This is a genomic window from Streptomyces sp. NPDC041814 (genome assembly GCF_055590565.1).
The window spans coordinates 306,322-331,741 of the sequence record NZ_JBVJAM010000007.1; the positions used below are offsets into that span (position 1 = coordinate 306,322).

At 73.9% G+C, this 25,420-nt stretch carries 24 protein-coding genes; 17 read left to right on the forward strand and 7 right to left on the reverse strand.

Going from position 1 to position 25,420, the window contains the following annotated elements; translation table 11 throughout:
* Positions 1-4: 4 nt before the first annotated feature.
* Positions 5-796 carry an HAD family hydrolase gene (locus ACZ6C6_RS20050; RefSeq protein ID WP_469204540.1) on the forward strand — a complete coding sequence of 264 codons (792 nt, stop codon included), beginning with the start codon at positions 5-7 and terminating at the stop codon, positions 794-796.
* Here ACZ6C6_RS20050 and ACZ6C6_RS20055 read toward each other — a convergent pair.
* The gene (locus ACZ6C6_RS20055; RefSeq protein WP_469204542.1) at positions 771-1,433 is read right to left on the reverse strand and encodes a 4'-phosphopantetheinyl transferase family protein; all 663 of its coding nucleotides are present in this window, start codon (positions 1,431-1,433) and stop codon (positions 771-773) included. The genes ACZ6C6_RS20050 and ACZ6C6_RS20055 overlap by 26 nt on opposite strands.
* 307 nt (positions 1,434-1,740) lie before the next feature.
* Between ACZ6C6_RS20055 and ACZ6C6_RS20060 the strand changes: the two genes are divergently transcribed.
* From ACZ6C6_RS20060 to ACZ6C6_RS20095, 8 genes are read left to right on the forward strand one after another with little or no spacing between them, the layout of a single operon-like run.
* Positions 1,741-3,084: an ANL family adenylate-forming protein gene (locus tag ACZ6C6_RS20060; RefSeq protein ID WP_469204544.1), complete on the forward strand. Its 1,344-nt coding sequence runs from the start codon at positions 1,741-1,743 to the stop codon at positions 3,082-3,084.
* The gene (locus ACZ6C6_RS20065; protein WP_469204545.1) at positions 3,081-3,839 is read left to right on the forward strand and encodes an SDR family NAD(P)-dependent oxidoreductase; all 759 of its coding nucleotides are present in this window, start codon (positions 3,081-3,083) and stop codon (positions 3,837-3,839) included. Before ACZ6C6_RS20060 ends, ACZ6C6_RS20065 begins: the two co-directional genes overlap by 4 nt.
* The gene (locus ACZ6C6_RS20070) at positions 3,833-4,114 is read left to right on the forward strand and encodes a phosphopantetheine-binding protein (protein ID WP_469204547.1); all 282 of its coding nucleotides are present in this window, start codon (positions 3,833-3,835) and stop codon (positions 4,112-4,114) included. Before ACZ6C6_RS20065 ends, ACZ6C6_RS20070 begins: the two co-directional genes overlap by 7 nt.
* Before the next feature lie 46 nt (positions 4,115-4,160).
* A complete protein-coding gene (locus ACZ6C6_RS20075; RefSeq protein ID WP_469204549.1) occupies positions 4,161-4,925 on the forward strand; it encodes an AfsA-related hotdog domain-containing protein in 765 nt (254 codons plus the stop codon).
* A 30-nt stretch (positions 4,926-4,955) separates the two neighbouring features.
* Entirely contained in the window at positions 4,956-5,264 is a 309-nt protein-coding gene (locus ACZ6C6_RS20080; protein ID WP_469204551.1) for a YciI family protein, read from the forward strand.
* Positions 5,261-6,841: an FAD-binding oxidoreductase gene (locus tag ACZ6C6_RS20085; RefSeq protein WP_469204553.1), complete on the forward strand. Its 1,581-nt coding sequence runs from the start codon at positions 5,261-5,263 to the stop codon at positions 6,839-6,841. Before ACZ6C6_RS20080 ends, ACZ6C6_RS20085 begins: the two co-directional genes overlap by 4 nt.
* Positions 6,842-6,894: 53 nt before the next feature.
* Positions 6,895-8,475, forward strand: coding sequence for an acyl-CoA carboxylase subunit beta (locus tag ACZ6C6_RS20090; protein ID WP_469204696.1), 1,581 nt, complete (start codon positions 6,895-6,897; stop codon positions 8,473-8,475).
* Positions 8,472-8,681 carry an acyl-CoA carboxylase epsilon subunit gene (locus tag ACZ6C6_RS20095; RefSeq protein ID WP_469204555.1) on the forward strand — a complete coding sequence of 70 codons (210 nt, stop codon included), beginning with the start codon at positions 8,472-8,474 and terminating at the stop codon, positions 8,679-8,681. The genes ACZ6C6_RS20090 and ACZ6C6_RS20095 overlap by 4 nt, the downstream gene beginning before the upstream one ends.
* 94 nt (positions 8,682-8,775) lie before the next feature.
* Here ACZ6C6_RS20095 and ACZ6C6_RS20100 read toward each other — a convergent pair whose 3' ends face one another.
* The gene (locus ACZ6C6_RS20100) at positions 8,776-9,417 is read right to left on the reverse strand and encodes a response regulator transcription factor (RefSeq protein WP_469204558.1); all 642 of its coding nucleotides are present in this window, start codon (positions 9,415-9,417) and stop codon (positions 8,776-8,778) included.
* 2 nt (positions 9,418-9,419) lie between these two features.
* Positions 9,420-10,703 (reverse strand): sensor histidine kinase, encoded by a 1,284-nt coding sequence (locus ACZ6C6_RS20105; RefSeq protein WP_469204561.1) that lies wholly within the window; start codon positions 10,701-10,703, stop codon positions 9,420-9,422.
* Between the two features lie 132 nt (positions 10,704-10,835).
* On the opposite strand from ACZ6C6_RS20105, the gene ACZ6C6_RS20110 reads away from it, so the two are divergent.
* Together ACZ6C6_RS20110 and ACZ6C6_RS20115 are read left to right on the forward strand one after the other, a co-directional pair.
* Complete coding sequence (locus tag ACZ6C6_RS20110; protein WP_469204563.1) at positions 10,836-11,570, forward strand: ABC transporter ATP-binding protein; 735 nt, start codon at positions 10,836-10,838, stop codon at positions 11,568-11,570.
* A complete protein-coding gene (locus ACZ6C6_RS20115) occupies positions 11,564-14,020 on the forward strand; it encodes an FtsX-like permease family protein (protein ID WP_469204566.1) in 2,457 nt (818 codons plus the stop codon). Before ACZ6C6_RS20110 ends, ACZ6C6_RS20115 begins: the two co-directional genes overlap by 7 nt.
* 9 nt (positions 14,021-14,029) lie before the next feature.
* Here ACZ6C6_RS20115 and ACZ6C6_RS20120 read toward each other — a convergent pair whose 3' ends face one another.
* Complete coding sequence (locus ACZ6C6_RS20120; RefSeq protein WP_469204568.1) at positions 14,030-14,713, reverse strand: phosphotransferase; 684 nt, start codon at positions 14,711-14,713, stop codon at positions 14,030-14,032.
* Positions 14,714-14,903: 190 nt separating this feature from the next.
* On the opposite strand from ACZ6C6_RS20120, the gene ACZ6C6_RS20125 reads away from it, so the two are divergent.
* Both ACZ6C6_RS20125 and ACZ6C6_RS20130 read left to right on the forward strand, forming a co-directional pair.
* Entirely contained in the window at positions 14,904-16,262 is a 1,359-nt protein-coding gene (locus tag ACZ6C6_RS20125) for an alpha-lytic protease prodomain-containing protein (protein WP_469204697.1), read from the forward strand.
* 118 nt (positions 16,263-16,380) lie between these two features.
* A complete protein-coding gene (locus tag ACZ6C6_RS20130; RefSeq protein ID WP_469204571.1) occupies positions 16,381-17,238 on the forward strand; it encodes a dioxygenase family protein in 858 nt (285 codons plus the stop codon).
* Between the two features lie 155 nt (positions 17,239-17,393).
* Here ACZ6C6_RS20130 and ACZ6C6_RS20135 read toward each other — a convergent pair whose 3' ends face one another.
* Positions 17,394-19,079 carry a bifunctional 3'-5' exonuclease/DNA polymerase gene (locus ACZ6C6_RS20135; RefSeq protein WP_469204573.1) on the reverse strand — a complete coding sequence of 562 codons (1,686 nt, stop codon included), beginning with the start codon at positions 19,077-19,079 and terminating at the stop codon, positions 17,394-17,396.
* A gap of 116 nt (positions 19,080-19,195) precedes the next feature.
* Between ACZ6C6_RS20135 and ACZ6C6_RS20140 the strand changes: the two genes are divergently transcribed.
* Together ACZ6C6_RS20140 and ACZ6C6_RS20145 are read left to right on the forward strand one after the other, a co-directional pair.
* Positions 19,196-20,353: a DUF2786 domain-containing protein gene (locus ACZ6C6_RS20140; protein ID WP_469204575.1), complete on the forward strand. Its 1,158-nt coding sequence runs from the start codon at positions 19,196-19,198 to the stop codon at positions 20,351-20,353.
* A 59-nt stretch (positions 20,354-20,412) separates the two neighbouring features.
* The gene (locus ACZ6C6_RS20145) at positions 20,413-22,551 is read left to right on the forward strand and encodes an FUSC family protein (protein ID WP_469204578.1); all 2,139 of its coding nucleotides are present in this window, start codon (positions 20,413-20,415) and stop codon (positions 22,549-22,551) included.
* Positions 22,552-22,592: 41 nt separating this feature from the next.
* Here ACZ6C6_RS20145 and ACZ6C6_RS20150 read toward each other — a convergent pair whose 3' ends face one another.
* Positions 22,593-23,120 (reverse strand): hypothetical protein, encoded by a 528-nt coding sequence (locus tag ACZ6C6_RS20150; RefSeq protein ID WP_469204580.1) that lies wholly within the window; start codon positions 23,118-23,120, stop codon positions 22,593-22,595.
* A 249-nt stretch (positions 23,121-23,369) separates the two neighbouring features.
* On the opposite strand from ACZ6C6_RS20150, the gene ACZ6C6_RS20155 reads away from it, so the two are divergent.
* Positions 23,370-23,606, forward strand: a complete 237-nt coding sequence (locus ACZ6C6_RS20155) for a DUF397 domain-containing protein (RefSeq protein ID WP_018102227.1) — start codon at positions 23,370-23,372, stop codon at positions 23,604-23,606.
* A gap of 102 nt (positions 23,607-23,708) precedes the next feature.
* Here ACZ6C6_RS20155 and ACZ6C6_RS20160 read toward each other — a convergent pair whose 3' ends face one another.
* Complete coding sequence (locus ACZ6C6_RS20160) at positions 23,709-24,209, reverse strand: ATP-binding protein (RefSeq protein ID WP_469204583.1); 501 nt, start codon at positions 24,207-24,209, stop codon at positions 23,709-23,711.
* A 328-nt stretch (positions 24,210-24,537) separates the two neighbouring features.
* Between ACZ6C6_RS20160 and ACZ6C6_RS20165 the strand changes: the two genes are divergently transcribed.
* Positions 24,538-25,419 (forward strand): helix-turn-helix domain-containing protein, encoded by an 882-nt coding sequence (locus ACZ6C6_RS20165; RefSeq protein ID WP_469204586.1) that lies wholly within the window; start codon positions 24,538-24,540, stop codon positions 25,417-25,419.
* Position 25,420: the final 1 nt, after the last annotated feature.

Genomic DNA, 25,420 nt, shown 5'->3' on the forward strand with positions numbered 1-25,420 from the left:
AGACATGACGAACCCCGCGCACGGTGCCACCCGCGCCGCCTTCTTCGACGTCGACGAGACGCTGATCAACACCAAGAGCATGTTCGACTTCCTGCGGTTCTGGATGGCTCGCCACGGCGACGACGGCTCCGGCCACGCCGCCGTGATGGCCGGCGTCCGCGAGGCCGCCGCGTCCGGCGTGCACCGCTCGGAGATCAACCGCCGCTACTACCGCAGGTTCGCCGGGGTCCCGGTGGACGAGCTGCGCACCGCCGGGCGCGAGTGGTACGAGGCGTACCGGCGCGGGCCCGCCGCCGTCACCGTCGCCACCTGGGCCGCCGCGAGCCGGCACCGGGAGGCGGGGGACCTGGTGGTGCTGGTCTCCGGCTCGTTCCGGGGCTGCCTGGACCCGCTCGCCGAGGACCTGGGCGCCGACCTCATCCTCTGCTCGGAGCCGGTCGTCGGCCCCGGCGGACGGCTCACCGGCGAGGTGGAGCGCCCGATGATCGGCTCGGTGAAGGCCGACGCGGTCCGCGAGACCGTCGCCCGACTCGGCCTGAACGCCCAGGAGTCGAGCTGTTACGGGGACCACGCGAGCGACCTGGACATGCTGCTCGCGGTCGGCCGCCCCGTGGTCGTCGGCGGCAACGACCGGGTCCTGATGGAGCACGCCCAGCGGCTGGACTGGCCGGTCCTCCCGTCGGCCCCGGGCCGGCTGCGTACGGCGGGTGCCTGGGCGGCGGCGGAGCTCACGGGGCTCGCGGACCGGCCCACGCCCGCCGCTTCCCCCCTCACCGCCCCCGTCGCAACGCGATAGCGGTGAGCACCAGCCCGTCGCGCACCGCCCAGTGCCCGGTGAACCAGCCCAGGCGGGCGCCGTCCAGCACCGGCCCCGGCACCATCAGCCGGGCCCGGAAGGTGCCCGCCTCCGGGTCGAACGCGAGGCGGGCGTCCCGGAAGCCGAGCCAGCGCCCGGTGAGCGGGAACCACGTCTTGTAGACGGTCTCCTTCGCGCTGAACATCACGGTCGGCCAGTGCACTTCGGGCCTGACCCGGGCCAGCTCGGCCAGGTGGTCGCGCTCGGCGGGCACGGAGATGTGCCGCACCATCCGCTCCTCCAGGGGCGCGTGGCACTCCGCGTCGATCCCGACGCTGTGGAAGCGGTCGCTCCGGGTCAGCGCCGCCGCCCGGTAGCCGTCGCAGTGGGTCATGCTGCCGGTCACCCCGGCGGGCCAGCGCGGCTCGCCCTTGGTGCCCGGGAGGACCGGTGCGGGGGCGACCCCCAGCGCCGACATCGCGCGGCGGGCGCAGTGCCGGGTGGTGGTGAACTCCCGGCGCCGCTGCTCCACGCACTTCGCGAGCAACGGCTCCTCCTCCGGGAGGACCCGGGCGCCCGGCAGGTCGGCGGTGGCGTCGGCGCAGGCGACGGCGGACGGCAGGATCTGCTGGATCACTTCTGCTCCTGGGGGCGAACGCGCCGGAGAGCCGGCGCACCGGGGCCGGCCGGATTCGGCGGCCCGCTGCCATCCCAGGACAGGTCACGGCAGTCGTGCGTTACGCCTTCGAGCATGCGCCGTCGATGCCTCTTCCGCTACATGCCCCTTCGGCCACCCCCTGCCCCTGCCCGCATGGGTACCCCGAATGGCCACCCCGTACGAGGGCTCATAAAAGCCATATTGAGCGACGAATTGGCGCGGACTAGCTTCGAGTCATCGAAATCCGAATCCGAAATCCGAAAGACTTCGAACCCGGGAGAAAACGATGCCCCATCCCTTTCTGGCCCGACTGGAATCCTTCCGCGATTCCGAGGCCGTCGCCTTCGAGGGCCGCAGTTACCGTTACGAGGACCTGCTGAGGCTCGTGGACGAGTGGCGCGGCTTCCTCGACCGCCACCGGGTCCGCCCCGGCGAGGTCGTCACGCTGGAGGGGGCGTACTCCCCGCAGGCGTGCGCCGGTCTGCTGGCGCTCATCGAGCGCGGGGTCGTCGTCGTCCCCCTCACCGTCCTGCCCGCCGCCAAGCGCGCCGAGTTCCTGGACGTCGCCGAGGTCGAGGTCGTCGTCCAGGTGGACGAGGGCGGCGTGCACCGCTGCGAGCGCACCGGCCGCCGCGCCGACCACGCCCTCTACGGCGAGCTGCGCGACGCCGGCCGGCCCGGCCTGGTGCTGTTCAGCTCGGGCACGACCGGCCGCAGCAAGGCGTCCGTGCTCGACTTCGACAAGGTCCTGGCCCGCTACGGCGAGCCGACCCGGCCCTCGCGCATCCTGTCCTTCCTCAGCCTGGACCACATCGGCGGCGTCAACACCCTGCTGCACACGCTCAGCCAGGGCGGCACCGTGGTCACCGTCGCGGAGCGCACCCCGGACGCCGTCTTCGCGGCGATCGCCGAGCACCGGGTGCAGATCCTGCCGACCACGCCCACCTTCCTGAACATGGTGCTGATCTCCGGCGCCCACGAGCGGTACGCCACCGACTCGCTGAAGCTCGTCACGTACGGCACCGAGCCCATGCCGCTCCAGACGCTGCGCCGGCTCGGCGAGGCACTGCCGGGCGTACGGCTCAAGCAGACGTACGGACTGTCCGAACTGGGCATCCTGCCGACCCGTTCACGCGGCGACGACACCCTGTGGGTGAAGCTCGGCTCGGCAGGATTCGAGCACCGGATCATCGACAACATCCTGTGGATCCGCTCCGAGATGGCCATGCTCGGCTACCTCAACGCGCCCGCGCCCTTCGACGAGGAGGGGTTCTTCAACACCCAGGACGTGGTCGAGGTCGACGGCGACTGGGTGCGCATCCTGGGCCGGAACTCCGAGATCATCAACGTCGGCGGCGAGAAGGTCTACCCCAGCGAGGTCGAGAGCGTCCTGCTGGAGGTCGAGAACATCGCGGAGGCCACCGTCAGCGGCCGCCCGAGCCCGGTCACCGGCATGGTCGTCAAGGCCACCGTGCAGCTGGTCGAGGACGAGGACCGGCGCTCCGTCACGCGCAGGGTGCGCGAGTACTGCGGCCGGCGCCTGGAGGCGTACAAGGTGCCGGTGCTCGTGGAGGTGTCCGCCGCCCCGCAGCACTCGGAGCGGTACAAGAAGATCCGGAGCGCGGCATGAGCGCCGAGGAGATCCCGGAGGCGCCCGCGCAGGACCGGGTCGCCCTCGTCAGCGGCGGCAGCCGCGGGCTCGGCCGGCTCCTGGTCGAGCGGCTGCTCGCCGAGGGGTGGCGGGTCGCGACCTTCAGCCGGTCAGCCAACGACTTCGTCAAGGACCTCCAGGCCGAGCGGGGTGACCGCTTCCTCTGGGAGGCCGCCGACCTCGGGGACCCGGACGCGCTGCGCGGGGTCGTCCGCACCGTGGTCCGCCGCTTCGGCCGGGTCGACCTGCTCGTCAACAACGCGGCCGTGCTGCACCAGGAACTCTTCCTCACCACGTCCCGCAAGCAGACCGAGACGCTGATCGCGAGCAATCTGCTCGCCCCGATCACCCTCGCCCAGGCGTGCGCCCGCGCGATGACGCGCCAGGGCGGCGGCCAGATCCTCAACATCTCGTCCATCAACGCCATCCGCGGCTACCGGGGCGTGGCGGTCTACGCCGCGACCAAGGCCGGGCTCGACGGATTCAGCCGCAGCCTGGCCCGGGAACTCGGTGCCTTCAATATCCGGGTGAATTCGCTGGTGCCGGGATTCTTCGACAGTGACATGACCGAGGAAGTCACCGAGAGGAACCGGGAACGCATTCAGCGCCGCACGCCGCTCGGCAGGCTCGGCACCATGAACGAAATCGCCGACGCCGTTCTGTATCTCATCTCGCCCGCCTCTTCATTCATCACCGGACAGTCGATCGTCGTAGACGGAGGAATCACATGCTGATCGCAGCCGACATCACCGCCCTGGTCCACCAGGAGATCAACGCCCTGCTCGCCGAGGCCGGCCGACCCACGCACCCCACCCTCACCGGCCCCGAGTTCCTGCACGAGCTGGGCCTCAACTCCCTGCTGCTGGCCCGGCTCGTCATCCAGCTGGAGATGGAGCTCGGCGTCGACCCCTTCGAGGAGGAGTACGTCATCTCCGACGTCCGTACGGTCGGCGCCCTGTCCGACGCGTACGTCCGCACCGTCGAGCAGCTGGCGGCCACCGCCGTCTGACGCACCGCACCCGCCCGCACCAGCCCCACATCCTGGAGGGATCGACATGTCGCACGAAGCACTCATCGCCGTCGGGGACCGTTTCGAGGACTTCCTCGCCAACCGGGGCACCGTCCCCGTCTCCGAGCTGATCGCCCGGCTGCGCGCCGGGGAGCTGACCGAGGGTCTGTCGGTGAGCATCGGCCAGGGCCTCAGCGCCGGCCAGCTCGCCGAGATACGCGCCCTGGCCGAGGCACACGGGCCGGCCGTCTCGCTGGGCAAGGGCGGCGTACCGGAACCGGCCGACCAGCGGCTGACCCACAAGCACGACGCGAAGAACGTCCTGATCGGCCCGGTCGGCCAGACGGGCGAGAAGCGCTTCGTCGCCGACCTCGTCATCGACGAGCGCGTCGAGGTCCTGGAGGACCACCTCACCGGGCAGCACATCCCGGCCATCACCCTGCTGGAGGCGGCCCGCCAGATGTGGACGGTGGTCACCGAGCAGTTCTTCGTCACCGGCCCCGAGAAGACCCGCTTCGTGATCGGCTCGGTCAACTCCGAGTTCCACAGCTTCGTCTTCCCGCTGCCCGCCACCGCCCAGTACGAGTTGCTCGAACACACCCGCGGTCCGGTGGGCTCGGTCTTCCGGTGCCGGATCGGCTTCCACCACGGCGAGAAGCTCGCCAGCGTGGTCGAGGCGGAGTACCGGGTCATCCCCGAGCGGTTCTCCGTCAAGCAGGAGAAGCTCGCCGCCCGCCAGGCCGTCGTCAGCGAACTGACCCGGCTCCGCGAGCAGTCCGCCCCCGCGGTCAGCGCCGACCGCGCCGCCTGAGCCCGTCGCGACGAACGGAAGGAGAACGGCATGCTGTGGGCGATCCACTGCCTGGACGCGCCGGGAACCGCGGAGCTGCGCGCCGCCCAGCGCCCGGCCCACTCGGCGCGGCTGCGCGAGTCGCGCGTACGCCCCGTGCTGTACGGGCCGTTGACGGCCGCCGACGGGACCACCGCGGTCGGCAGTCTGATCGTGGTCGAGGCCGCCACCCGGGAGGAGGCGGAGGAGTTCGCCACCGGTGACCCGTTCGCCGTCTCCGGGGTGTGGGGGCGCGTCGACGTCCAGGCATTCGTGCCCTCGGAACGGTCCCCGGTCCGGATCGGGACAGGCGCGCCGTGAAGGTCCGCCGGCTCCCGCCCGGGGTGGACGGCCGGGACTTCACCCGGGCCCTGGCCGCCTTTCGGGTGGCCCTGGGCCCGCGGTGGGTCCTGACCGAGGGCGCGGTCGGCCTCCCCGGCTACGCCGACCCCCAACCCGTCCTGGACGAGGGTCACTTCGCCGCCTCGGCCGCCCTGATGCCCGCCACCGTCGAGGACGTCCGGGCGGTGGTGCGCATCGCCGGGGCGTTCGGGGTGCCGCTCTCGCCGGTGCTGCCGGGCCGCGACCCCGGCTTCGGCGGCCCGGCACCCCGGCTCCCCGGGGCGATCGCCGTCGACCTCGCCCGGATGAACCGGGTGGTCGAGGTGGACCCGGCGGGCGGCTACGCGGTCGTGGAGCCCGGGGTCACCTTCCACGACCTGGCGGGGCGCATCGCCGAACTCGGCCTGGACCAGCGGGTGGACCTGGAGGGCCCGCGCTGGGGCAGCGTCCTCGGCGAGGTCCTGGACCGCTCCACCGGCGGCCCCGGCTACGAGGGCGCCGACGCGGCCCCGTACGGCATGGAGGTCGTGCTGGCCGACGGGGAGGTGGTGCGCACCGGGACGGCCGCCCTGACCGGCCCCGGGCCCTGGGCGCCGTACGGCTGCGGGCCCGCCCTCGGCGCGATGTTCGCCCGGTCCGCGTTCGGGATCGTCACCAAGCTCGGGGTGCGGCTGGCCCCGGAACCGGCGGCGCGGCGGTCCTACGCGGTCGCCGTCCCGGCGGAGGACGGCCTCGGACCCCTGGTCGACGCCCTGCGCCCGCTGCTGCGGGACCGCACCGTCACCGGGACGCCGACCGTCCGCAGCGTGCTCCTCGACGCGGCGGCGGCCGGCAGCCGCGCCACGTACCACCGGGGCACCGGGCCCGTCCCCGACAGCGTCGTCCGCACGCTCATGGCGGACCTCGGCATCGGCCGCTGGAACCTGTACGGGGAGCTGGCCGGGGCGCCCGCCGTGATCGACGCCCAGTGGTCCGTCATCCGGGACGCGCTCGCCGCCGTCCCCGGCGCCCGGTTCTCCCGCGCGGAGGCGGACGGGGGCGGCGCGGACGGGGGCGGCGCGGACGGGGGTGGCACGGACGGGGGTGGCACGGCGCACGCACGCCCGGCGGACGAGGCCGACGGCTGGCTGCCCCACGGGGGCCGGCTCGACCTCACCCCCGTCTCGCCGGTGACCGGCGCGGACGCCCTCGCGCAGTACGCGCTGGCCCGGGATCTCGCGCACGCCCACGGCAAGGACTACCTGGGCGCCTTCGCGGTCGGGGCGCGGGCCCTGCACCACCGGGTCGCCGCCGTCTTCGACACCCGGGACGCGGACGACCGGGTGCGCGCCCTGCGGCTGTGCGAGGCGCTGGCGCGGGCCGCGGCGGAGGCCGGTTACGGCGTGCAGCGCGCCCATCCCGCGTTGATGGACCGGGTCGCCGCGGCCTACGGCTTCAACGACCACGCCGTGCGCAGGCTCGGCGAACGCATCAAGGACGCACTCGACCCGGAGGGCGTTCTCGCCCCCGGCAAACACGGCATCTGGCCGCGCCGCTACCGCGGCCTCGGCCTCTGAACAGGCTGAGCGGACAAGGGAGTCGAACCGTGGAAACCGAGACACTGGCCGAGCTGGAGGAGGAGTTCGCGGCACCCGCCGCGGTGCTCTCGCTCCGCACCCGTACCGCCGAACTGAACGGCCTGCACGCCACCGTGGCCGCCGGGGACGCCGCCGCCACCGGCCGCCAGCACGCCAAGGGCAAACTCACCGCCCGCGAGCGCATCGATCTGCTGCTCGACCCGGGCACCTTCCAGGAGGTCGAGCAGCTGCGCCGGCACCGCGCGACCGGCTTCGGCCTGGAGGACCGGCGCCCGCACACCGACGGCGTCGTCGGCGGCTGGGGCACCGTCGACGGCCGCACGGTCTTCGTCTACGCCCACGACTTCCGGATCTTCGGCGGGGCGCTCGGCGAGGCGCACGCCGCGAAGATCCACAAGGTGATGGACCTGGCCCTCGCGGCCGGCGCCCCGCTCGTCTCGCTCAACGACGGCGCTGGCGCCCGCATCCAGGAGGGGGTCACCGCGCTCGCCGGCTACGGCGGCATCTTCCAGCGCAACACCCGCGCCTCCGGGGTGATCCCGCAGATCAGCGTCATGCTCGGCCCGTGCGCGGGCGGGGCCGCCTACTCACCGGCGCTCACCGACTTCGTGTTCATGGTCCGCGAGACCTCCCAGATGTTCATCACGGGCCCCGACGTCATCCAGGCCGTCACCGGCGAGCAGGTCACGCAGAACGGCCTCGGCGGCGCCGACGTCCACGCGGGAACCTCGGGCGTCGCGCACTTCGCGTACGACGACGAGGAGACCTGCCTGGAGGAGGTCCGCCACCTCATCACCCTGCTCCCGGCCAACAGCACCGAGGAACCGCCCGCCGCGCCCTGTGACGACCCGGCCGACCGCCCCGGCGACACCCTGCTCGACCTGGTTCCGGCCGACCCGCAACGCCCGTACGACATGCGCCGGGTGGTCCGTGAACTGCTGGACGACGAGGACCTGATGGAGGTCCACGAGCACTGGGCCGGCAATGTCATCTGCGCGCTCGGCCGGATCGACGGGCGCACGGTCGGCGTCGTCGCCAACCAGCCCATGGTGCTGGCCGGGGTGCTCGACATCCACGCCTCCGAGAAGGCCGCCCGCTTCGTGCAGCTCTGCGACGCCTTCAACATCCCGCTCGTCACCCTGGTCGACGTGCCCGGCTTCCTGCCCGGCGTCGACCAGGAGCACGGCGGCATCATCCGGCACGGCGCGAAACTGCTGTACGCGTACTGCAACGCGACCGTGCCCCGCGTCCAGGTCATCCTGCGCAAGGCGTACGGCGGGGCCTACATCGTCATGGACTCCCGGTCCATCGGCGCGGACCTCTCCTACGCCTGGCCCGCCAACGAGATCGCGGTCATGGGCGCGGAGGGCGCCGCCAACGTCGTCTTCCGCCGGCAGATCGCGGCCTCGGACGACCCGGAGGCGACCCGGCAGCAGCTGGTCAAGGAGTACAAGGCGGAGCTCATGCACCCGTACTACGCGGCCGAGCGCGGCCTCGTGGACGACGTCATCGACCCCGCGCAGACCCGGGCCGTCCTCGCGGCCGGTCTCGCCATGCTCCGGACCAAGACGGTGGCCCTGCCGCACCGCAAGCACGGGAACCAGCCCGCATGAACATCCGCCTCCTGTCCGGAGATCCCACACCCGAGGAACTGGCCGCCGTCCTCACCGTCCTGCACGCCCTCGCCTCCCACCGCGCGGCCGACCTCCCGGCCGACGTCGTCCGCCCGGCCCCGTGGGCCCGCGCGGGCCGCCGCGTGCGCCCCGGCGGGCGCGGCGAGGCCGGCTGGGCGCGCAGGTCCGGAGGGGCCGGCCCCTGAGGGGGCAGCCCTTGAGGTGCCCGCCCCTGGGGTGTCTGCCCTTGAGGTGCCCGCCCTTGAGGCGTCATCCGTTGAGGTGCCCGGCCCTAGGGTGTCAGCCCCTGAGATACGCGAGGACAGCGAGCACCCGGCGGTTGGTGGTGTCGTCCAGCGACAGGTCCAGCTTGCCGAGGATGGAGCCGAAGTGCTTGCTCACCGTGCCCTCGCTCAGCGAAAGGGCCTTTGCCACCGAGGCGTTGGACCGGCCCTCCGCCATCAGCGCCAGCACCTCCAGCTCGCGCGCGGTGAGCCGGGACAGGGGGTCCCGGCGGTGCCGGATCAGCTGCCGGACCACCTCCGGGTCGACCACGGTGTCCCCGGCGGCGACCCGGGCGAGGGCGTCCACGAACTCCTCGACGTGCCCGATGCGTTCCTTGAGGAGATAGCCGACGCCCCGCCCGTCCGCCGAGTCGAGCAGATCCTCCGCGTAGGTGCGCTGCACGTACTGGCTGAGCACCAGCACCGGCAACCCGGGGCGCTTCCGCCGGAGTTCGAGCGCGGCGCGCAGGCCCTCGTCGGAGAAGCCGGGCGGCATGCGGACATCGGTCACCACGATGTCCGGGCCGTGCTCGGCGACGGCCGTGATCAGCTCCTCCGCCGTGCCCGCGCCCGCCACCACCTGGTGGCCGAACCGTTCGAGGAGACCGATGAGCCCTTCACGCAGGAGCACGCTGTCCTCGGCCAGTACGATCCGCACGCTCAGCGCCTCTCGCTCGCGCCCGCTACGGGGACTTCCAGGCGGAACACCGTGGGCCCGCCGAGGGGACTGGACAGTATCAAACGGCCGTCCAGCACCGAGAGACGGTCGGCCACCCCCTGGAGCCCCGTCCCGTCCCCGGCCGACGCGCCGCCCCGCCCGTCGTCCGCCACCTCCACCACCAGCCGGCCGCGCGCCACCCGCCCGGTCACCTCGACCCGCGCCGCCCCACTGTGCTTGGCCACGTTGGCGAGGGCCTCGCACACCGCGAAGTACACCCCGCTCTCGACGGCCCCCGGCAGCCGCTCCGGCAGGTCCAGGTCCACAGCGGCCGGCACCACCGAACGGTCCGCCACGTCCTCCACGGCCGCCCCGAGCCCCCGGTCGGTGAGGACCTGGGGGTGGATGCCCCGGATCAGCTCCCGGATCTCCACCAGCGCGGTGTCCGCCTCGCCGTGCGCCTTCGCCAGCAGCCCGGCCAGCGGTTCCGGCGGGCCCTCCAGGCGGGCCAGGCCGAGCGTCATCGACAGGGCCACCAGACGCTGCTGCGCCCCGTCGTGCAGATCGCGCTCGATGCGGCGCCGCTCCGCCTCGAAGGCATCCACCAGTCGGCTGCGCGACCGGTCCAGCTCCCGCAGCCGCGCCCCGGCCCCGGAGTCCGTGAGCAGCGCCCGGGTCAGCGCCGCGCGCCAGGCCGCCAGCACCCCCAGCGGGTACGCGAATGCCGGAAGCAGCACCAGCCCGGCGAGCAGCGCCCCGAAGGCGGCCGGATAGGAGTGGACGAGCCACAGCTTCAGCACCCTGACCTCCTCGCCGCCGCTCACGGCCAGCACCGCGGGCGCCGCGACCAGCCCGCCGCACACCGCGAGCGCCGTCCCCACGGTCACCGCCTCCACCGGCCACAGGACGACTGCGGTGAGCAGCGCGTACGCCAGCTCCCGCCAGGTCGCCCGCTCCCGCAGCCGGGTCCGCAGCCAGGCGGTGAGCCCGGTGCCGTCCGGCTCGTCATGGACCGGGGCGAGCGGGCGGGGATCGACGAGCCGCAGTCTGCGGCGCTCCAGAGCAGCGAGCGGGATGCCGGAGAGGGCCAGGGTGAGCAGGAGCGGGAGGCCGACGAGGAGCACGGCGAGCGTGCCGCCCGCGACCGCGAGCAGCAGCAGGACGGCGAGCGTCAGAACGCCGGTGAGCGCGCCGGTCAGCAGGTAGAGCGCCGCCCGCCACGGCCAGGGGCCGCGCACGTAACGCTGCTGCCGCAGAGCCTGGTGGAGGCCGGGGGAGGAGAACATGCGGAAACGGTAGGCGGCGCGCGCCGGCCCGGACCACCCAGCGGTTTCCACTCCTGAGGTGGAGACAGCTCCACCTCAGGAGTGGAAACCGCTGCGATGTGCCGGACGGGCGGCGCCGGTTGGCTGAGGGGCATGAATCACACAGCCGTCCGACTCCGGTCCGTCACCCGGTCCTACGCCGGGAAGTCCGGTGCCGTCACCGCGCTCGACGCGGTCGGCCTGGACATCCCCCGGGGCTCCTTCACCGCCGTCATGGGCCCGTCCGGCTCCGGCAAGTCCACCCTGCTCCAGTGCGCCGCCGGCCTCGACCGGCCCACCTCGGGGCAGGTGTTCCTCGGCGACACGGAGCTGACCGGGCTGAGCGAGCGCCGCCTCACCCTGCTGCGCCGCAGCCGCATAGGCTTCGTCTTCCAGGCGTTCAACCTGCTCCCTTCCCTCACCGCCGAGCAGAACGTGGCCCTGCCGCTCAGACTCGCGGGCCGCCGCCCGAAGCGCGCCGACGTCCTCGGCGTCCTGGACCGGGTGGGCCTCGGCGGGCGCGCCGGGCACCGCCCCGGTGAGCTGTCGGGCGGCCAGCAGCAGCGGGTGGCACTGGCCCGCGCGCTGGTCACCCGGCCCGACGTGCTCTTCGGCGACGAGCCGACCGGCGCGCTGGACTCCGCGACCGGCCGCGAGGTGCTGGCGCTGCTCCGGACCATGGCGGACGACGGCCAGACCGTCATCATGGTGACCCACGACCCGGTCGCCGCGTCCTACGCGGACCGGGTGCTGTTCCTCGCGGACGGCAGGGTGCGCGACGAACTGCACGCCCCGGCGGCCGAGGAGATCGCGGCCCGGATGACGAGACTGGGGGCCGTCCCGTGCTGAAGCTCGTGCTCCAGGGCATATGGACCCGCTGGGTCACCCTCGTGGGCTCCTTCCTCGCGCTGGCCCTCGGCGTGGGCATCGTCGCCACGACGGGACTGGCCCTCGCGGCCACCTTCGACGGCCCGGAGCAGGCCCCCGAACGGTTCGCCGCCGCTCCGGTGGTGGTGCGGGGCGCGGACCAAGTGCGCGTACGCACCTCGATCGGCGTCCGTGCGCAGAAGCTCACCGATCCCCGGCCCGTTCCGCCGGAGGCCGCCGCGCGGCTCGCGGGGCTGGGGCGGACGGCGGTGGACCGGACGTTCCCGGTGGCGGCGGCGAACGGGCCCGGCGGGACGGTCGGACACCCTTGGGCCATCGCCGCCGCGACCCCGTACCGGCTGCTCTCCGGGCGGCCGCCCGCCGCGCCCGGCGAGGTCGTGGTCGCGGCGGGGGAGGGGGCCGTGGGGGACAGGATCACCCTCACTACACCTGCGGGCAACGGGCGTTGGAAGGTGACCGGGATCGTGCGCCCCGTTTCCTTCGAGCGCGCCGTGTTCTTCGGCGACGCGGAGGCCGCCCGGCTCTCGCCGGACATCGACGCCGTCGTGGTGCACGCCGACCCGGCCGCCGTGCGCGCCGCCGTCGGCCCAGGTCTCGACGTCCTCACGGGCACCGAGCGGCGCAGGGCCGACGCCGACCCGGACCGGGACGCCGAGGCCCTCGTCTCCGTCAATGCCCTGCTGGGCACCGCAGCGGGCATCACCGCCTTCGTCTCCGTGTTCGTCGTCGCCTCGACGTTCTCCTTCGCCGTCGCCCAGCGCCGCCGCGAATTCGGCCTGCTGCGCATGGCGGGAGCCACGCCCGGCCAGGTGCGGCGGCTGGTCTACGGAGAGGCCGCGCTCGTCGGCGTCCTCGCCTCCGCGGCGGGCTGCCGGCTGGGGATCTCCGGCGCGCCCCGGCTCGCCTCCTGGATGACCCAACAGCGCCTCGCCCCGGACTGGTTCACCATCGGGGACCAGAGCTGGCCGCTGCACACCGCCTTCTGGACCGGCCTCGCCGTCGCCCTCGCCGGAGCGGTCGCCGCCGCGCACCGCGCCGGACGCGTCCGCCCGGCCGAGGCGCTGCGCGACGCCGCCGTGGACAGCGGCACGATGCCCCCGGTACGCGTGGCGCTGGGCGCTGCCGTCCTGCTCACCGGGGCTGTGCTGACGGTGCTCGGGCTCGTCCAGGACCCGGCGGGGCTCCTCAAGCGCAAGACGTACACCACGCAGCCGATGCTCCTGATCACCGGATGCGCCCTGTTCGCGCCCGTTCTGGTGCGCCCCGCGATCCGCCTCCTGGCCTGGCTGCCCGCCCGGCTGAAAGGTGCCACCGGCCTCCTGATCCGGGAGAACGCGTCCGCGGGGCTGCGCCGGACGGCCGCCGTCGCCGCTCCCGTGCTCGTCACCGTCGCCCTGGGTGCGTCGCTGATGGGCACCAAGGCCACCATCGACGCGGCCAAGGCGGCCGAGGCGCGCGGCCAGGTCACGGCGGACTTCGTGGCCACGGGCGAACGGGCTGGAGCCCTGCCGGAGTTCGTGGACCGCGCCGGACGCGTCGAGGGCGCCCGGGTCAGCGCCTCGCGGTCCACCTCGGTCACCGTGCTCGAAGAGGGCACCGCCCTCATCCGCTCCGACGCCCGCGCCGTGGACCCGGCCGACTTCACCGCCGTGTCCGCGCTGCCCGTGGTCGCCGGGCGCCTCGCCGACCTGGACGACCGGTCGATCGTGGTCAACGAGGAGTGGGCCACCCACCGGGTCGGCGCCCGCGTCCGCGTCCGGCTCGGCGACGGCCGCGAGGCCACCCTGCGCGTCGCGGCCGTGCTCGCCGTCGGCACCGGCGACAACGGCGTCTACCTCACCTCGCACAACGCGGCCGGCGCCCCCGTCGACCGCGTCGCGATCGCCGTGCGCGCCGGGGCCGACCGGCAGGCCGTCGAACGCGGGCTGCGCGCTGCCGGGCGGGCCACCGGCACCGAGGTGCTGACCCGTGAGCAGTGGGCCGCGACCCTCGCGCCGGGCGGCGGCAACACCCGGACGGGGCTCCTGATGATCCTCGCGATCGCCCTGGTCTACACGGGGATCGCCCTCGCCAACACCCAGGTCATGGCCACCGCGGACCGGGTCCGGGACTTCGCCGTGCTGCGCCTCGCCGGGGCGACGAAGGCGCAGGTGCTGTGGCTGGCCGGGGCGGAGGCGCTGGCCGTGGTCGCGGTGGGCGCGGGGCTCGGCGGGGCGGTGGCCGCGCTGAACCTGCTCGGCGTACGGGCCGCGCTCGGCCGGCTCGACGTCCCGGCGGCGGTCGTCGTGCCGTGGGAGGCGGTCGGGCTGGTGGTGGTGGTGAGCGCGGCGCTCGCGGTGGCCTGCGCCGTGCTGCCCGCCCGGCTCGCCCTGCGCACCCGGCCGGTGGAGCTCGCCGGGGCGCGGGAGTAGGCGGCCCCGCTACCGCCCCGCCAGCGCGGTGACCAGGGCCGCCGCGTCCCCGATCAGGGCCGTCTCGGCCGGGCTCATCGTCGGGTTGAGGGTGCGCCGGGCGGCCGCGTCGGCGAGGTGGCGGGCGGGGATGCCGTCGTCGGCGGCCAGGCGCGGCACCAGCGCGGTCACCAGTTCCCGGGCCCCGTCCGCCGCCGGGTGGTCCGGGGCCACTGCCACCTGCGCCAGGATCAGCGCCGACATGGCGCGGTCCAGGGCGGGCGGGCCCTCCTCGGCGTTGCTCCAGTCGATGACCACGGGCCCGTCCGCCGTCAGCAGCACGTTGTCCGGGTGCAGGTCCAGGTGGAGCACGCGGTCCTCGGGGTCGGGCGACAGCCGCGCCGGGATGGTGTGCAGTTCGGCGAGGAGCCCGGTCAGCAGCTCCGCGCCCTCCTCGGCACCGACCGCCCCGGACATCAGGGACTCCAGCATCGTGGGGCCTTGCAGGCGCTGCAGGACCAGATCGCCGGGGCCGGCCGACGGTGGCCGCGGGCCCAGCCGGGGCACCGGGTAGCCGGACGCGGACAGGTAGGACATGACGGGCAGTTCCCGGGAGGCGTCCATCCCGTCGCGGTAGCGCCGCAGCACCCACGCCTCGTCCAGCTCGTACACGTCCGCGTCGCGTCCACTGCCCAGCAGTCGGCCTATTCGCATGAGGGGAACCTACTCGTGACCCGTATACAAAGGGAGTTCGGGACCGGCCTCGGCGCCCCATAACGCGGCGCGATGGGGCGGACGGGATCTCCTGGAGCTGACGTGTACGCAGCTACCTTGGCGGCGAATTCCCCCGCACCGCTTCCCCCGAAGCGATCCCCAGATCAAGGAGAGTTCCGTGGAGAGATCCATGCTCCGCAGGCGGGCCCTGGCCGCGTGTACCGCCACCGTGGCCGTCGGCGCGCTCGCACTCGCCGGGCTGACCGGCACCGCGTCCGCCGACCCCGCCCCCCACGCCCCCGCCGTCACGACGGACGCCGCGCAGCTCTCGCCCGGACTGCTGAAGGCCATGCAGCGCGACCTCGGGCTGACCGCCTCCGAGGCCCGCGGCCGCATAGCCAACGAGGCGCGGGCCACCGCCGTCACCGCCGGACTGCGGTACTCGCTCGGCGACAACTTCGCCGGGGCCCGCGTCTCGGGTGACGCGGGCAACCTGACGGTCTCCACCACCGACGCCTCGGACGCCGCCCGCATCGCGGAGGCCGGGGCCCGCGCCGAGGTCGTCGGCCACAGCCTGGCCGAGCTGGACACCGCCAAGGCCGCGCTGGACCGGGTCGCGCTGCGCACCGCGCCGAAGGGCGTCCCCGGCTGGTACGTGGACGTCAGCACCAACCGCGTCGTCGTCCAGGCCGGGAAGGCGTCCGCCGCCGAGGCGTTCCTCGCCCGGGCGGGCGTCTCCCGCGATCTGGTGAGGATCGCGCACGCCACCGAGCAGCCCCGTACCTTCGCGGACCTGCGCGGCGGCGACGCGTACTACATGAACGGCTCCGGCCGCTGCTCCATCGGCTTCCCCGTCAAGCGCGGCACCCAGGGCGGCTTCGTCAGCGCCGGGCACTGCGGGACCCCGGGCGTCTCCACCAGCGGCTACAACCAGCAGGCCCAGGGCTCGTTCCAGGGCTCCACCTTCCCCGGCCGCGACTACTCCTGGGTCGCCACCAACACCAACTGGACCCCGCGCCCGCTGGTCAACGGCTACGGCAACGGCGACGTGACGGTCACCGGCTCCACCGAGGCGATCGAGGGCCAGTCCGTCTGCCGCTCCGGCTCCACCACCGGCTGGCACTGCGGCACCATCCAGCAGCGCAACAGCAGCGTCACCTACCAGGAGGGCACCGTCTCCGGGGTGACCCGGACCAACGTCTGCGCCGAACCGGGCGACTCCGGCGGCTCGTTCATCTCCGGCAGCCAGGCCCAGGGCGTCACCTCCGGCGGTACCGGCAACTGCTCGCAGGGCGGTGTGACCTACTTCCAGCCGCTGAACCCGGCGCTCCAGGCGTACGGCCTGACCCTGGTCACCAACGGCTCCACCACCCCGCCGGACCCGACCGACCCGCCGACCAACCCGGGTGGCACCTGGGCGGCCGGCACCTCCTACGCGGCCGGTGACGTCGTGACGTACGGCTCGGCGAGCTACCGCTGCCTCCAGGCCCACCTGGCGCAGCCCGGCTGGACCCCGCCGAACGTCCCGGCCCTGTGGCAGGCCGTGTAACACCGGAACACCCCCCGCCCCTCAGGCGATCGAGGAACGGCCCGGGGCGACCGACACCGCCCCGGGCCCCGCACCGCGCACGTGCCCCTTCCCCACCATCCCGAGGAGTCCGTCAGCCATGCCCCCCGCATCCCCCGAGAGCAACGAGCCCACCGCCGAAGCCGCGGGCGGTCCCGCGATCAGCCGCAAGTCCCTCCTCAAGGCGGCGCTCGTGGCCACCGCCGTACCGCTGTTCGCGGGCGGCGGGGTGGCGCTGGCGCGCGACGCCGGCAACACCGGCGGGCCGCTCGCCCCGACCCCGGACTGCGACGACGGCGACGAGCCGACGCACGACCAGATCGAGGGCCCGTACTTCAAGCCCAACTCCCCGCTCCGCACCAGCCTGGTGACCTCGTCCACGCCCGGCGTCCCGCTCACCGTCAGCGGTTACGTCTTCGGGCGCGAGTGCCGCCCGATCCCCGGCGTGCTGCTCGACTTCTGGCAGGCCGACACCAACGGCGCGTACGACATGAGCGGTTACGCCTTCCGCGGCCACCAGTTCACCGACCAGAACGGCGCGTTCACGCTCACCACGATCGTGCCCGGCCTCTACCCCGGCCGCACCCGGCACATCCATGTGAAGGCCCAGGCCCCCGGCTCGGGCATCCTCACCACCCAGCTGTATTTCCCGGGCGAGCCCCGCAACAGCACCGACATGCTGTACGACGCGGCGCTCCTGATGAACGTCCGGGCGGTCGGCTCCGGCAAGGAGGGCAGCTTCGACTTCGTCCTCGACGTCGCCCAGGACCCCACCGATCCGCCCACCGACCCGACCGACCCGCCGACCGAACCGGGCGGCACCTGGGCGGCGGGGACGGCCTACACCGCGGGAGACCGCGTCACATACGGCGGGGTCGCCTACCGCTGTCTGCAGGCTCACACCGCCCTGACCGGCTGGGAGCCGCCGAATGTCCCCGCGTTGTGGGAACGCGGGTAGACAGGCAGACGGCGGAGCGGCCGTAACCGCCGCGCCCACGCGTCCCGGGCTCTCTCCCCGGGGCGCGTGGACGCACGGCCCGGGCCGGAGGGGGTTCGGTCCCGGGCCGTTTCACCTGTACATGTCGCGCGGGGCGTCGGAGCGGCGCTTCCCTGTCACTTCGCGTCCGAATAGCGCTCCACCACCGCCGTGGTGAACGGGAAGCGCACCGGTGTCTCCCCGAAAGCCGTCCGTCCGGCCACCCCGGAGGCCTCCCGGAGCGCCGCCACGACCGCCTCCGTCTCCGCGAGCGGACAGTGCACGATCACCTCGTCGTGCTGGAAGAAGACGAGCTCCGCCCGGAGCCCGGCGGCGGCGATCGCCCGGCGCAGGGCCGCCAGGAGCAGCAGCGCCCACTCCGCCGCGCTGCCCTGGACCACGAAGTTCCGCGTGAACCGGCCGCGCGCCCGCGCGTCCGACGAGGCGTAGCCGGGCGTGAACTCCGAGCGCGCCCCGTCCTCCTCCTGCGGGATGCCCGCCTCCCCGTCCTCACCGTGCCCGGCCGCCGGAGGACTGGTCCGGCCGAGCCAGGTGCGCACGAGACGGCCCTCCTCGCCCGCCTTCGCGGCATCGTCCACATACGCGACCGCGCGCGGGAACCTGCGCCGCAGGGCCGCCAGATTCTTCAGGCCGTCGCCGGAGGTCTGCCCGTAGACCGCACCGAGCAGCGCGATCTTGGCGTGGTCGCGGTCGCCGTGGAAGGCGCGGTCGGACAGTGCGGTGTAGAGGTCGCCCTCGTGGCCCGCGACCTCCATCAGGCCCGGGTCCCGGGAGATCGCGGCCAGCACCCTGGGCTCCATCTGGGCGGCGTCCGCGACGACGAGGCGCCACCCCTCGTCCGCGACGACGGCCCGCCGGATCACCTTGGGGATCTGGAGCGCCCCGCCGCCGTTGGTCGTCCAGCGCCCGGAGACCGTGCCGCCCGGCTGGTACTCGGGGCGGAAGCGGCCGTCGCGCACCCAGTCCTGGAGCCAGCTCCAGCCGTGCGCGGTCCAGATCCGGTACAGCTTCTTGTACTGGACGAGCGGCGCGACCGCCGGGTGGTCCAGGGACTCCAGCTCCCAGCGGCGCGTCGAGCGGACCTTGATCCCGGCCCGCGCGAACGCCCGCACCACATCGGCCGGCAGATCCGGGCGCACCCGGCGGCCGAAGGCGGCGGACACCTCGTCGGCCAGCTCGGCGAGGCGGCGGGGCTCGCCACCGCCCGCGTACCGCTCGCCGAGCAGCTCGTGCAGCACCTCGCGGTGGACATCGGCCCGCCAGGGCAGGCCCGCCCGGTTCATCTCGGCGGCGACCAGCATCCCCGCCGACTCGGCGGCCGTCAGCAGCCGCATCCGGTCCGGCCGGTCCGTCGCGTCGTGGCGCGCGAGCTGCGCCGCGTACACCTCGGTCAGCGCGTCGAAGGGCAGCTCCGGGCCCGAGGGCGGCTCGAACAGGGAGGACTGGGAGCCGGGCTCCGCCGACCGGGGCGGCGGATCGGGCGGCACCGGGCCGCCGCGCAGCCGGGCGAGTGCGGCGGCGGCCGACCGGGGCTCGCCGAGCCGGCCCTCGTGCCCGAGGAGCAGGGACTCGGCGGCCTCCACGTCGTAAGCCCGCTCGACCCGCACCCCGGCGGCCAGCAGCCGGGGGTAGACCCCGGCCGTCGAGCGCCACACCCAGCGGGTGACGTCCGGCCGGGAGCGGACCGCCTCCGCGAGGTCCGGCTCGGTCAGGACCGGGCCCGCCGGCCGGCCGGAGCGGTCCAGCGGAGCGAGGCGCGCGCCCCCGCCCTCCGTGACGGCCAGCGCCCAGCGTTCGGTCATACGGTCGAGTCTGGCACCCGCCACTGACAACGCCCCGGAGCCGGGATTTCGTGCGCGCGTTCGATATCCACAGCCTGTGGAGACCGCTGTGGACAGGGCTTGCTTACGCTGACCTCATGGAATCGGTGATCGACCAGGCGTTCGCGGCCGCCCTCTACACCGAGGGCGACGCCGGTCTCGACGCCGGCGCCTCGCTGCTCGCCGCCGCCCCGCAGGCCGACGCGGAGCTGGCGCGCCGGGGCGAGGAGTTCGTCCGGCGGGCCTGGCAGCGCGGCTGGCTCCCCGCCGACGTCGTCCGCCTCGTCCGCCGCGACCTGGACGAGCACGCGGCGGGCCTGGCCGCCGGGCTCATCGCCTCCGAGGTCCGCCGCTACGACGAGCTGCCGCCGCGCTGGCGGTCCCAGCTGGACGAGCTGCCCGCCGCACCGCCCCCGGGCCGCCCCGACCGCTTCTCGTACGCCTCGGCGCTCCTCGCCCTCTACCGGCTGCTGCTCGCCCTCCCGGCCATCGAGCCCGTCGGACCCCCGCCGGGTGCGGCGCGCGAGGCCCTGACCCGGCCGCCCGCCGCCGGGGAGCCCCGCATGCTCACCCGCATCCGCGCCCTGCTCGCGAAGGCGGAGGCGACGGGCTACCCGGAGGAGGCGGAGGCGCTGACCACCAAGGCGCAGGAGCTGATGGCCCGGCACAGCATCGACGAGGCCCTCCTCGCCGCCCGTACGCACGGCGACCGCACCCCCGGCGCCTGCCGGATCGGTGTGGACGCCCCCTACGAGACGGCCAAGGCGATCCTGCTCGACGCGGTGGCCTCCGCGAACCGCTGCCAGGCCGTCTGGAACAGCGACCTGGGCTTCGCCACGGTCATCGGCTTCGAGGCGGACCTGGAGGCCGTCGAACTGCTCCACACCTCGCTGCTCGTCCAGGGCACGGCCGCGATGACCCGCGCGGAGGCGGGCCAGCGCGCCGGCGGACGCAAGCGGACCAAGACGTTCCGGCAGTCCTTCCTGATGGCCTACGCCCAGCGCCTGGGCAGCCGCCTCGCCGACGGCACCGCCCGCGCCACGGCCGAGGCGGAGGACGACACGGTCGCCGACGCCGCGCTGCTCCCGGTCCTGGCCGCCCGCGACCTCGCGGTCACCGAGGCCGCCGAGCAGATGTTCCCCCGCACCACGACCACCCGGGTCAGGGGCGCGACGGACCTGGACGGCTGGACGCACGGCACGCGGGCGGCGGACCGGGCCCGGGTGGGCGGGGAGGCGAAGGGCATCAGGCGCTGAGCCCACTCAGCCCGGCCCCACAACTCGGGCGAAACGGTGATTCCGGTTAGGCTCGGCACATGAGCTGGCTCCGGGCGCTGAAGGAGACCGCCCGCACCGGCCTGAAGATCGAGCGGCGGCGCCTCGAACCGCTGGTCGCGGTGCGCGGCGCGGCCGGGCTCGCCCTGGTCATCGGGGTGAGCCTCGCGCTGTTCGGACCGGTGGTCGCCGCCAGCTCCGCGTTCGGCGCGTTCCAGGCCGCCATCGCCACCTTCCAGCGCAGCTGGCGCCCCCGCCCCTTCCTCGCCCTGGTCTCCGGATTCAGCCTCGGTCTGTCCACCTTCGTGGGCTATGTGACCGGCACCCATCTCCTGCTGTTCGTGGCCCTGCTGGTGATCTGGACCTTCCTCGCCGGGCTGGCCTGGGCGGCGGGCCCGACCGGCGGCATCATCGCCGCGTCCAACGTCGCGATCATGCTCGTCACCATCACCCTGCCGACCTCCGTCGCCCAGGCGGCCCTGCACGGCGCGATGATCATGTTCGGCGGGGTGGTCCAGGCGGCGCTGATCGTGCTCTTCCCGATCCGCAGATGGGGCGCCCAGCGCGACGCGCTCGCCGACGCACTGGCCGCCGAGGCCGACTACGCCCGGCGGCTGCGCCACGACCCGGTCGCCCACTTCGACCCGGAGCCGCTGATGGTCGCGCGCCGGGCCGCCGCCGTCACCGCCCGGGAGGCCCGCCGCCGCCCGGCCGAACTGCACGGCTCACGCGGGGTCGCCGAGCGCATCAGGCCCGTCCTGGCCTCGCTCGCCGACCCGGCCATGGGCGTCCCCGCCGAGGGACCCGAGCGCGACCGCGTACGCGAGCTGCTGGCCGCCGCCGGAGCGCTGCTCGACGCGGCCGCCCGGGCGATCCGCAACGGCGACCCGGTCAAGCTGCCCGCCCCGGCCGTCGCCGCGCTGAAGACACCCGACACCGGGGCCCTGCTCACCGGCCCGCCCCTGCGCGCCGCCGACCGGCTCGCCGCCCTGCTCTCCGACGTCATCGAGGCCGCCGAGGGCGACGGCACCAAGGAGGAGCGGGCCGGGGCCGAAGAGGCCGCCGACGCCATCAAGGAGACCCGGCTGCCCGCCGAGCACCACCGGCGTCCCGGGCTGCTGCGCCTCGCCCCGGTCGTCGTCGGGGCGATGCGCCGCGAGGCGCACCACGGCTCCCCGATCCTGCGGCACGCGATCCGGCTGGCCGCCGTCGCCGCGGTCGGCTACCTCCTGGGCCGCCTGCTGCCGCTCGGCCACGGCTACTGGGCGCCCCTGGCGGCGGTGATGGTGATGCGGCCGGAGTTCTCCCAGACCTACTCCCGCGCCGTCGCCCGGTTCGGCGGCACCCTCGTCGGCGTCTTCCTCGCCTCCGCGATCGTGGAGGCCGCGCACCCGCGCACCGGACCGCTCGCCGCCCTCGCCGTGGTCTGCGCCCTGCTGATGTACCTGCTGATGCGGACCGGCTACGCGGTCGCCCAGGCGTGCGTCGGCGCGTACGTCGTGTTCCTGCTCGGCATGGCCGGCGACGACCTGGGCCAGACGGTGTTCGAGCGGGTGCTCCTCACCCTGGCCGGCGGGCTCCTGGCGATGATCTCGTACGCCGTCTACCCGGCCTGGGAGACCCCGCGCCTGCGGACCCGGCTCGGCGACTGGCTGAAGGCGGACGGCCGGTACGCGGCGGCGGTCGTGGACCAGTACGCGGACCCGGCCGAACGCGGCCAGGGCGATGTGCGGCACGCCCTGCTCGCCACCCGCGAGGCCCGGGTCGCCTGGCAGGAGGCGGTCGCCACGGCCCGGCACGAACCGGTGCGCCACCGGGGCCTCTCGCACGCCGCCGCCGACGCCACCCAGCACTCCCTGGCCCAGCTCGGCCGGGTCGCGATGCTCCTGGAGGCCCACATCCCGCGCAGCGGGGCCACACCCGTGCCGGGGGCCGCCACGCTGGCCGACGCGCTGCGCCGGGCCACGGACCGGGGTGCCAAGGCGGTGCGGGAGCGGCGGGTGCCGGACTGGACGCCGGTGCGGGAGGCGCTGGAGCGCTGGGACGCGGAGTGCCGGGCGCGCGAGGAAGAGGCGGCGGAGGGCGGGCCGCCGCGCTCCGCCGGGGCCGGACTCGTACGCAACAACGTCGCCCTGGTCCTCGACGCCCTGGAGGACTTCTCGCGGGGCCTGACCTCGTAGCCCCGCGGCCTCATGGCGGCACGGCACCCGGCGTCACGGCGTCACGGCGTCGGCAGGTCCGACATGCCGGGGAGGTCGGGGATGTCGGGGATCCCCTCCAGCGCGTCCGAGTCGGTCTTCTTCAGCGTGTCCTTCGTCCCGCTGCCCCACGTGATCACGACGGTCTTGCCGTCGTTGGACTCGACCTCCCCCGTGATCCGGGTGGCGTCGCCGTCGGCGCACTTCAGCTCCAGGGCCGGCTTGCCCTCGCCCGAGACGGTGCCCGAGCAGACATGGGACTCGGCGACGACGACGGCCGCCCCGGCGGCCACGGACAGCACCACGGCCTGGCCGTCGGTCTGGCCCGCCCAGGCGCCCTCCAGCGCCTTCGCGTCACCCGCGGAGCCGCCGTCCGAGCCTCCGTCCGTACTGGAGGACGCGTCGCCGCTTCCGCCCGCCGTGGGGCTCGCGCTGGAGCCCGAGTCCTTGCCCGAGTCCCCCTTGTCGCCGTCGCTTCCGCAACCGGTGAGCGCGAGCGCGGTCAGCAGACCGGTCGCGAGGACTGCGCCGGTACGTGCGATTTTGTACATGTGGAATTCCCCCTGGAAGACGAATGGCCATCCAAGCTACCAGTGGGTCGCCAGGGGTGCCGCGAAGCCAACTCCCGGAATCGGGAGCCGGGGAGGCCGTTCATACGTCTCCTTCAGCGAAAGCTGTAATCGCGACAACACCCCGCGTGCACGTGCATCCGCTCGTGCATCCGCTCATGCAGCAAGAATTGAACACAGCTATGATCCGGGACAGTTGACACTTGCACCTTGCAACTCGGGGAGCGTCCTGTGCACCACGTGTACAACGGCATGGCGGCCACAGAGCTTCGCGGAGTCGTCTGGCAGAAGAGCAGACACAGCAACTCCCAGGGGTCCTGCGTGGAGTTCGCGAAACTGCCCGACGGAGATGTGGCGATGCGCAATTCGCGCCATCCGGACGGGCCGGCGCTGGTCTACACACCGGCCGAGATAGAGGCGCTGCTCCTCGGTGTGAAGGACGGGGAGTTCGACCACCTGGTGGGCTGACGGGCCCGCACACCACAGAGGGCCGAACCCCGCTGGAAACCAGCGGTGTTCAGCCCTCGGGCGGTGTGCCACGCGGTGCGCCGGCCGGTCGCACCGCCCCCGTCACACCGGGTCGGTCAGTCTGAACAGAGCCCAGACGACCTTGCCTCGGTGAGCCGCCGTGCCCGGCGCGCTCTCGGCGGTCAGTACGGGAGAGGGGTGCCAGCCCCAGCAGTCGCTGAAGGACTCCACCAGGAACAGCCCCCGGCCCGACTCGGCGGAGTCCGCCGCCTCGGAGGCGACCGGGCTCGCCTGGCTCGGGTCGCGCACCGCGCACACCAGCCGCGAGGTCCAGCGCATCAGGTGCAGCCGTACGGGCGGCTCCTGGGGCTCGCGCGGGGCGTCGGCCGGCAGGGCGTGCCGCAGGGCGTTGGTGACCAGTTCGGAGACGACGAGAGCGACGTCGTCGAAACGCTCGCTCAGGCCCCATCCCCCCAGCGTCGCCCGGGTGAACTGCCGGGCGCCGCCGACCGCTTCGTAGTGCGGTGGCAGGGTGCAGGTGGCCGACCCGGAGACGGCCGAGGGGTCGATGGGAGGAAGCCCCTGCCGTAACGGCTCGAGCATCGTCGATCCATTCGTCCCCATGCGAGGCACTCCCGGGAATCGCGGCTGGACCGGTACTCCGTACCGGCGACAGCGGCACAACACGAACGAGAACGCAGGTGCGCGGGCTCCATGGTTCCGAATGCGCACAGCAGATGCAAGGGCAGATGCACGTGCACGCGCCGGACCTGTCCGACGCCGTCCGGTTCTTGGTCATTTCTTCCTCGTCCCGGTTTCGCCGTCTTCCCAAGCTCTTCCCATTTCCGTAATCGAATGAGTACGGGGCGAAGCGTTTTGATGGCAGAATCCGGCTCTTGGGGTTCAGGGGGAGCCCCGATGCCAGGAAGCGATGGGGAGGGTTGGACCAGTGGCGGCAGGCGAGTCGAGTGGGTCCGTGGTGCGGCGCATCCTGCTGGGCTCTCAGCTCAGGAGACTGCGTGACTCGCGAGGCATCACGCGCGAGGCGGCCGGCTACTCGATCCGGGCCTCCGAATCGAAGATCAGCCGCATGGAGTTGGGACGGGTGAGCTTCAAGGCCAGGGACGTCGAGGATCTGCTCACGCTCTACGGCGTCACGGACGAGGCGGAGCGCGACTCCCTGCTCGCCCTGGCCCGGGAGGCCAACGTGGCGGGCTGGTGGCACAGTTTCGGGGACGTACTGCCCGGCTGGTTCCAGACGTACGTCGGTCTGGAGGGTGCGGCCTCGCTCATCAGGATCTACGAAGTCCAGTTCGTGCACGGACTGTTGCAGACGGAGGACTACGCCCACGCGGTCGTCTCCCGGGGCATGCGCGGCGCGTCGTCCGCCGAGATCGACCGCCGTGTCGCCCTGCGCCTCGAACGGCAGAAGGTCCTCGTCTCCGAGCGGGCGCCCCGCTTCCACGCCGTGCTGGACGAGGCGGCTCTGCGCCGCCCGTACGGCGGGCGCGAAGTGATGCGGGCGCAATTGCGGCATCTGATCGATATGTCGGAACAGCCGAACGTCACGCTCCAGGTGATGCCGTTCAGTTTCGGCGGGCACGCCGGTGAGAGCGGGTCCTTCACCATGCTGCGATTCCCCGAATCCGATCTGTCGGACATTGTGTATTTGGAGCAGCTGACAAGCGCGCTCTATCTGGACAAGGACGAGGAAGTCGCCCAGTACGAAAAGGCGATGACGCGGCTCCACGAGGAGAGCCCGGACCCGGAGGAGAGTCGTGACCTGCTCCGAGGACTTCTCCAACTCTCCTGAA

Bases quoted from the DNA above. Each gene is read 5' to 3' on its own strand.
- ACZ6C6_RS20145 (WP_469204578.1), top strand. From the start codon at position 20,413: ATGAGCTGGCTCCGGGCGCTGAAGGAGACCGCCCGCACCGGCCTGAAG.
- ACZ6C6_RS20135 (WP_469204573.1), bottom strand. From the start codon at position 19,079: ATGACCGAACGCTGGGCGCTGGCCGTCACGGAGGGCGGGGGCGCGCGC.
- ACZ6C6_RS20120 (WP_469204568.1), bottom strand. From the start codon at position 14,713: ATGCGAATAGGCCGACTGCTGGGCAGTGGACGCGACGCGGACGTGTAC.
- ACZ6C6_RS20080 (WP_469204551.1), top strand. From the start codon at position 4,956: ATGCTGTGGGCGATCCACTGCCTGGACGCGCCGGGAACCGCGGAGCTG.
- ACZ6C6_RS20165 (WP_469204586.1), top strand. From the start codon at position 24,538: ATGGGGAGGGTTGGACCAGTGGCGGCAGGCGAGTCGAGTGGGTCCGTG.
- ACZ6C6_RS20105 (WP_469204561.1), bottom strand. From the start codon at position 10,703: ATGTTCTCCTCCCCCGGCCTCCACCAGGCTCTGCGGCAGCAGCGTTAC.
- ACZ6C6_RS20070 (WP_469204547.1), top strand. From the start codon at position 3,833: ATGCTGATCGCAGCCGACATCACCGCCCTGGTCCACCAGGAGATCAAC.
- ACZ6C6_RS20095 (WP_469204555.1), top strand. From the start codon at position 8,472: ATGAACATCCGCCTCCTGTCCGGAGATCCCACACCCGAGGAACTGGCC.
- ACZ6C6_RS20150 (WP_469204580.1), bottom strand. From the start codon at position 23,120: ATGTACAAAATCGCACGTACCGGCGCAGTCCTCGCGACCGGTCTGCTG.
- ACZ6C6_RS20065 (WP_469204545.1), top strand. From the start codon at position 3,081: ATGAGCGCCGAGGAGATCCCGGAGGCGCCCGCGCAGGACCGGGTCGCC.
- ACZ6C6_RS20140 (WP_469204575.1), top strand. From the start codon at position 19,196: ATGGAATCGGTGATCGACCAGGCGTTCGCGGCCGCCCTCTACACCGAG.
- ACZ6C6_RS20075 (WP_469204549.1), top strand. From the start codon at position 4,161: ATGTCGCACGAAGCACTCATCGCCGTCGGGGACCGTTTCGAGGACTTC.
- ACZ6C6_RS20160 (WP_469204583.1), bottom strand. From the start codon at position 24,209: ATGCTCGAGCCGTTACGGCAGGGGCTTCCTCCCATCGACCCCTCGGCC.
- ACZ6C6_RS20060 (WP_469204544.1), top strand. From the start codon at position 1,741: ATGCCCCATCCCTTTCTGGCCCGACTGGAATCCTTCCGCGATTCCGAG.
- ACZ6C6_RS20130 (WP_469204571.1), top strand. From the start codon at position 16,381: ATGCCCCCCGCATCCCCCGAGAGCAACGAGCCCACCGCCGAAGCCGCG.
- ACZ6C6_RS20050 (WP_469204540.1), top strand. From the start codon at position 5: ATGACGAACCCCGCGCACGGTGCCACCCGCGCCGCCTTCTTCGACGTC.
- ACZ6C6_RS20125 (WP_469204697.1), top strand. From the start codon at position 14,904: ATGCTCCGCAGGCGGGCCCTGGCCGCGTGTACCGCCACCGTGGCCGTC.
- ACZ6C6_RS20110 (WP_469204563.1), top strand. From the start codon at position 10,836: ATGAATCACACAGCCGTCCGACTCCGGTCCGTCACCCGGTCCTACGCC.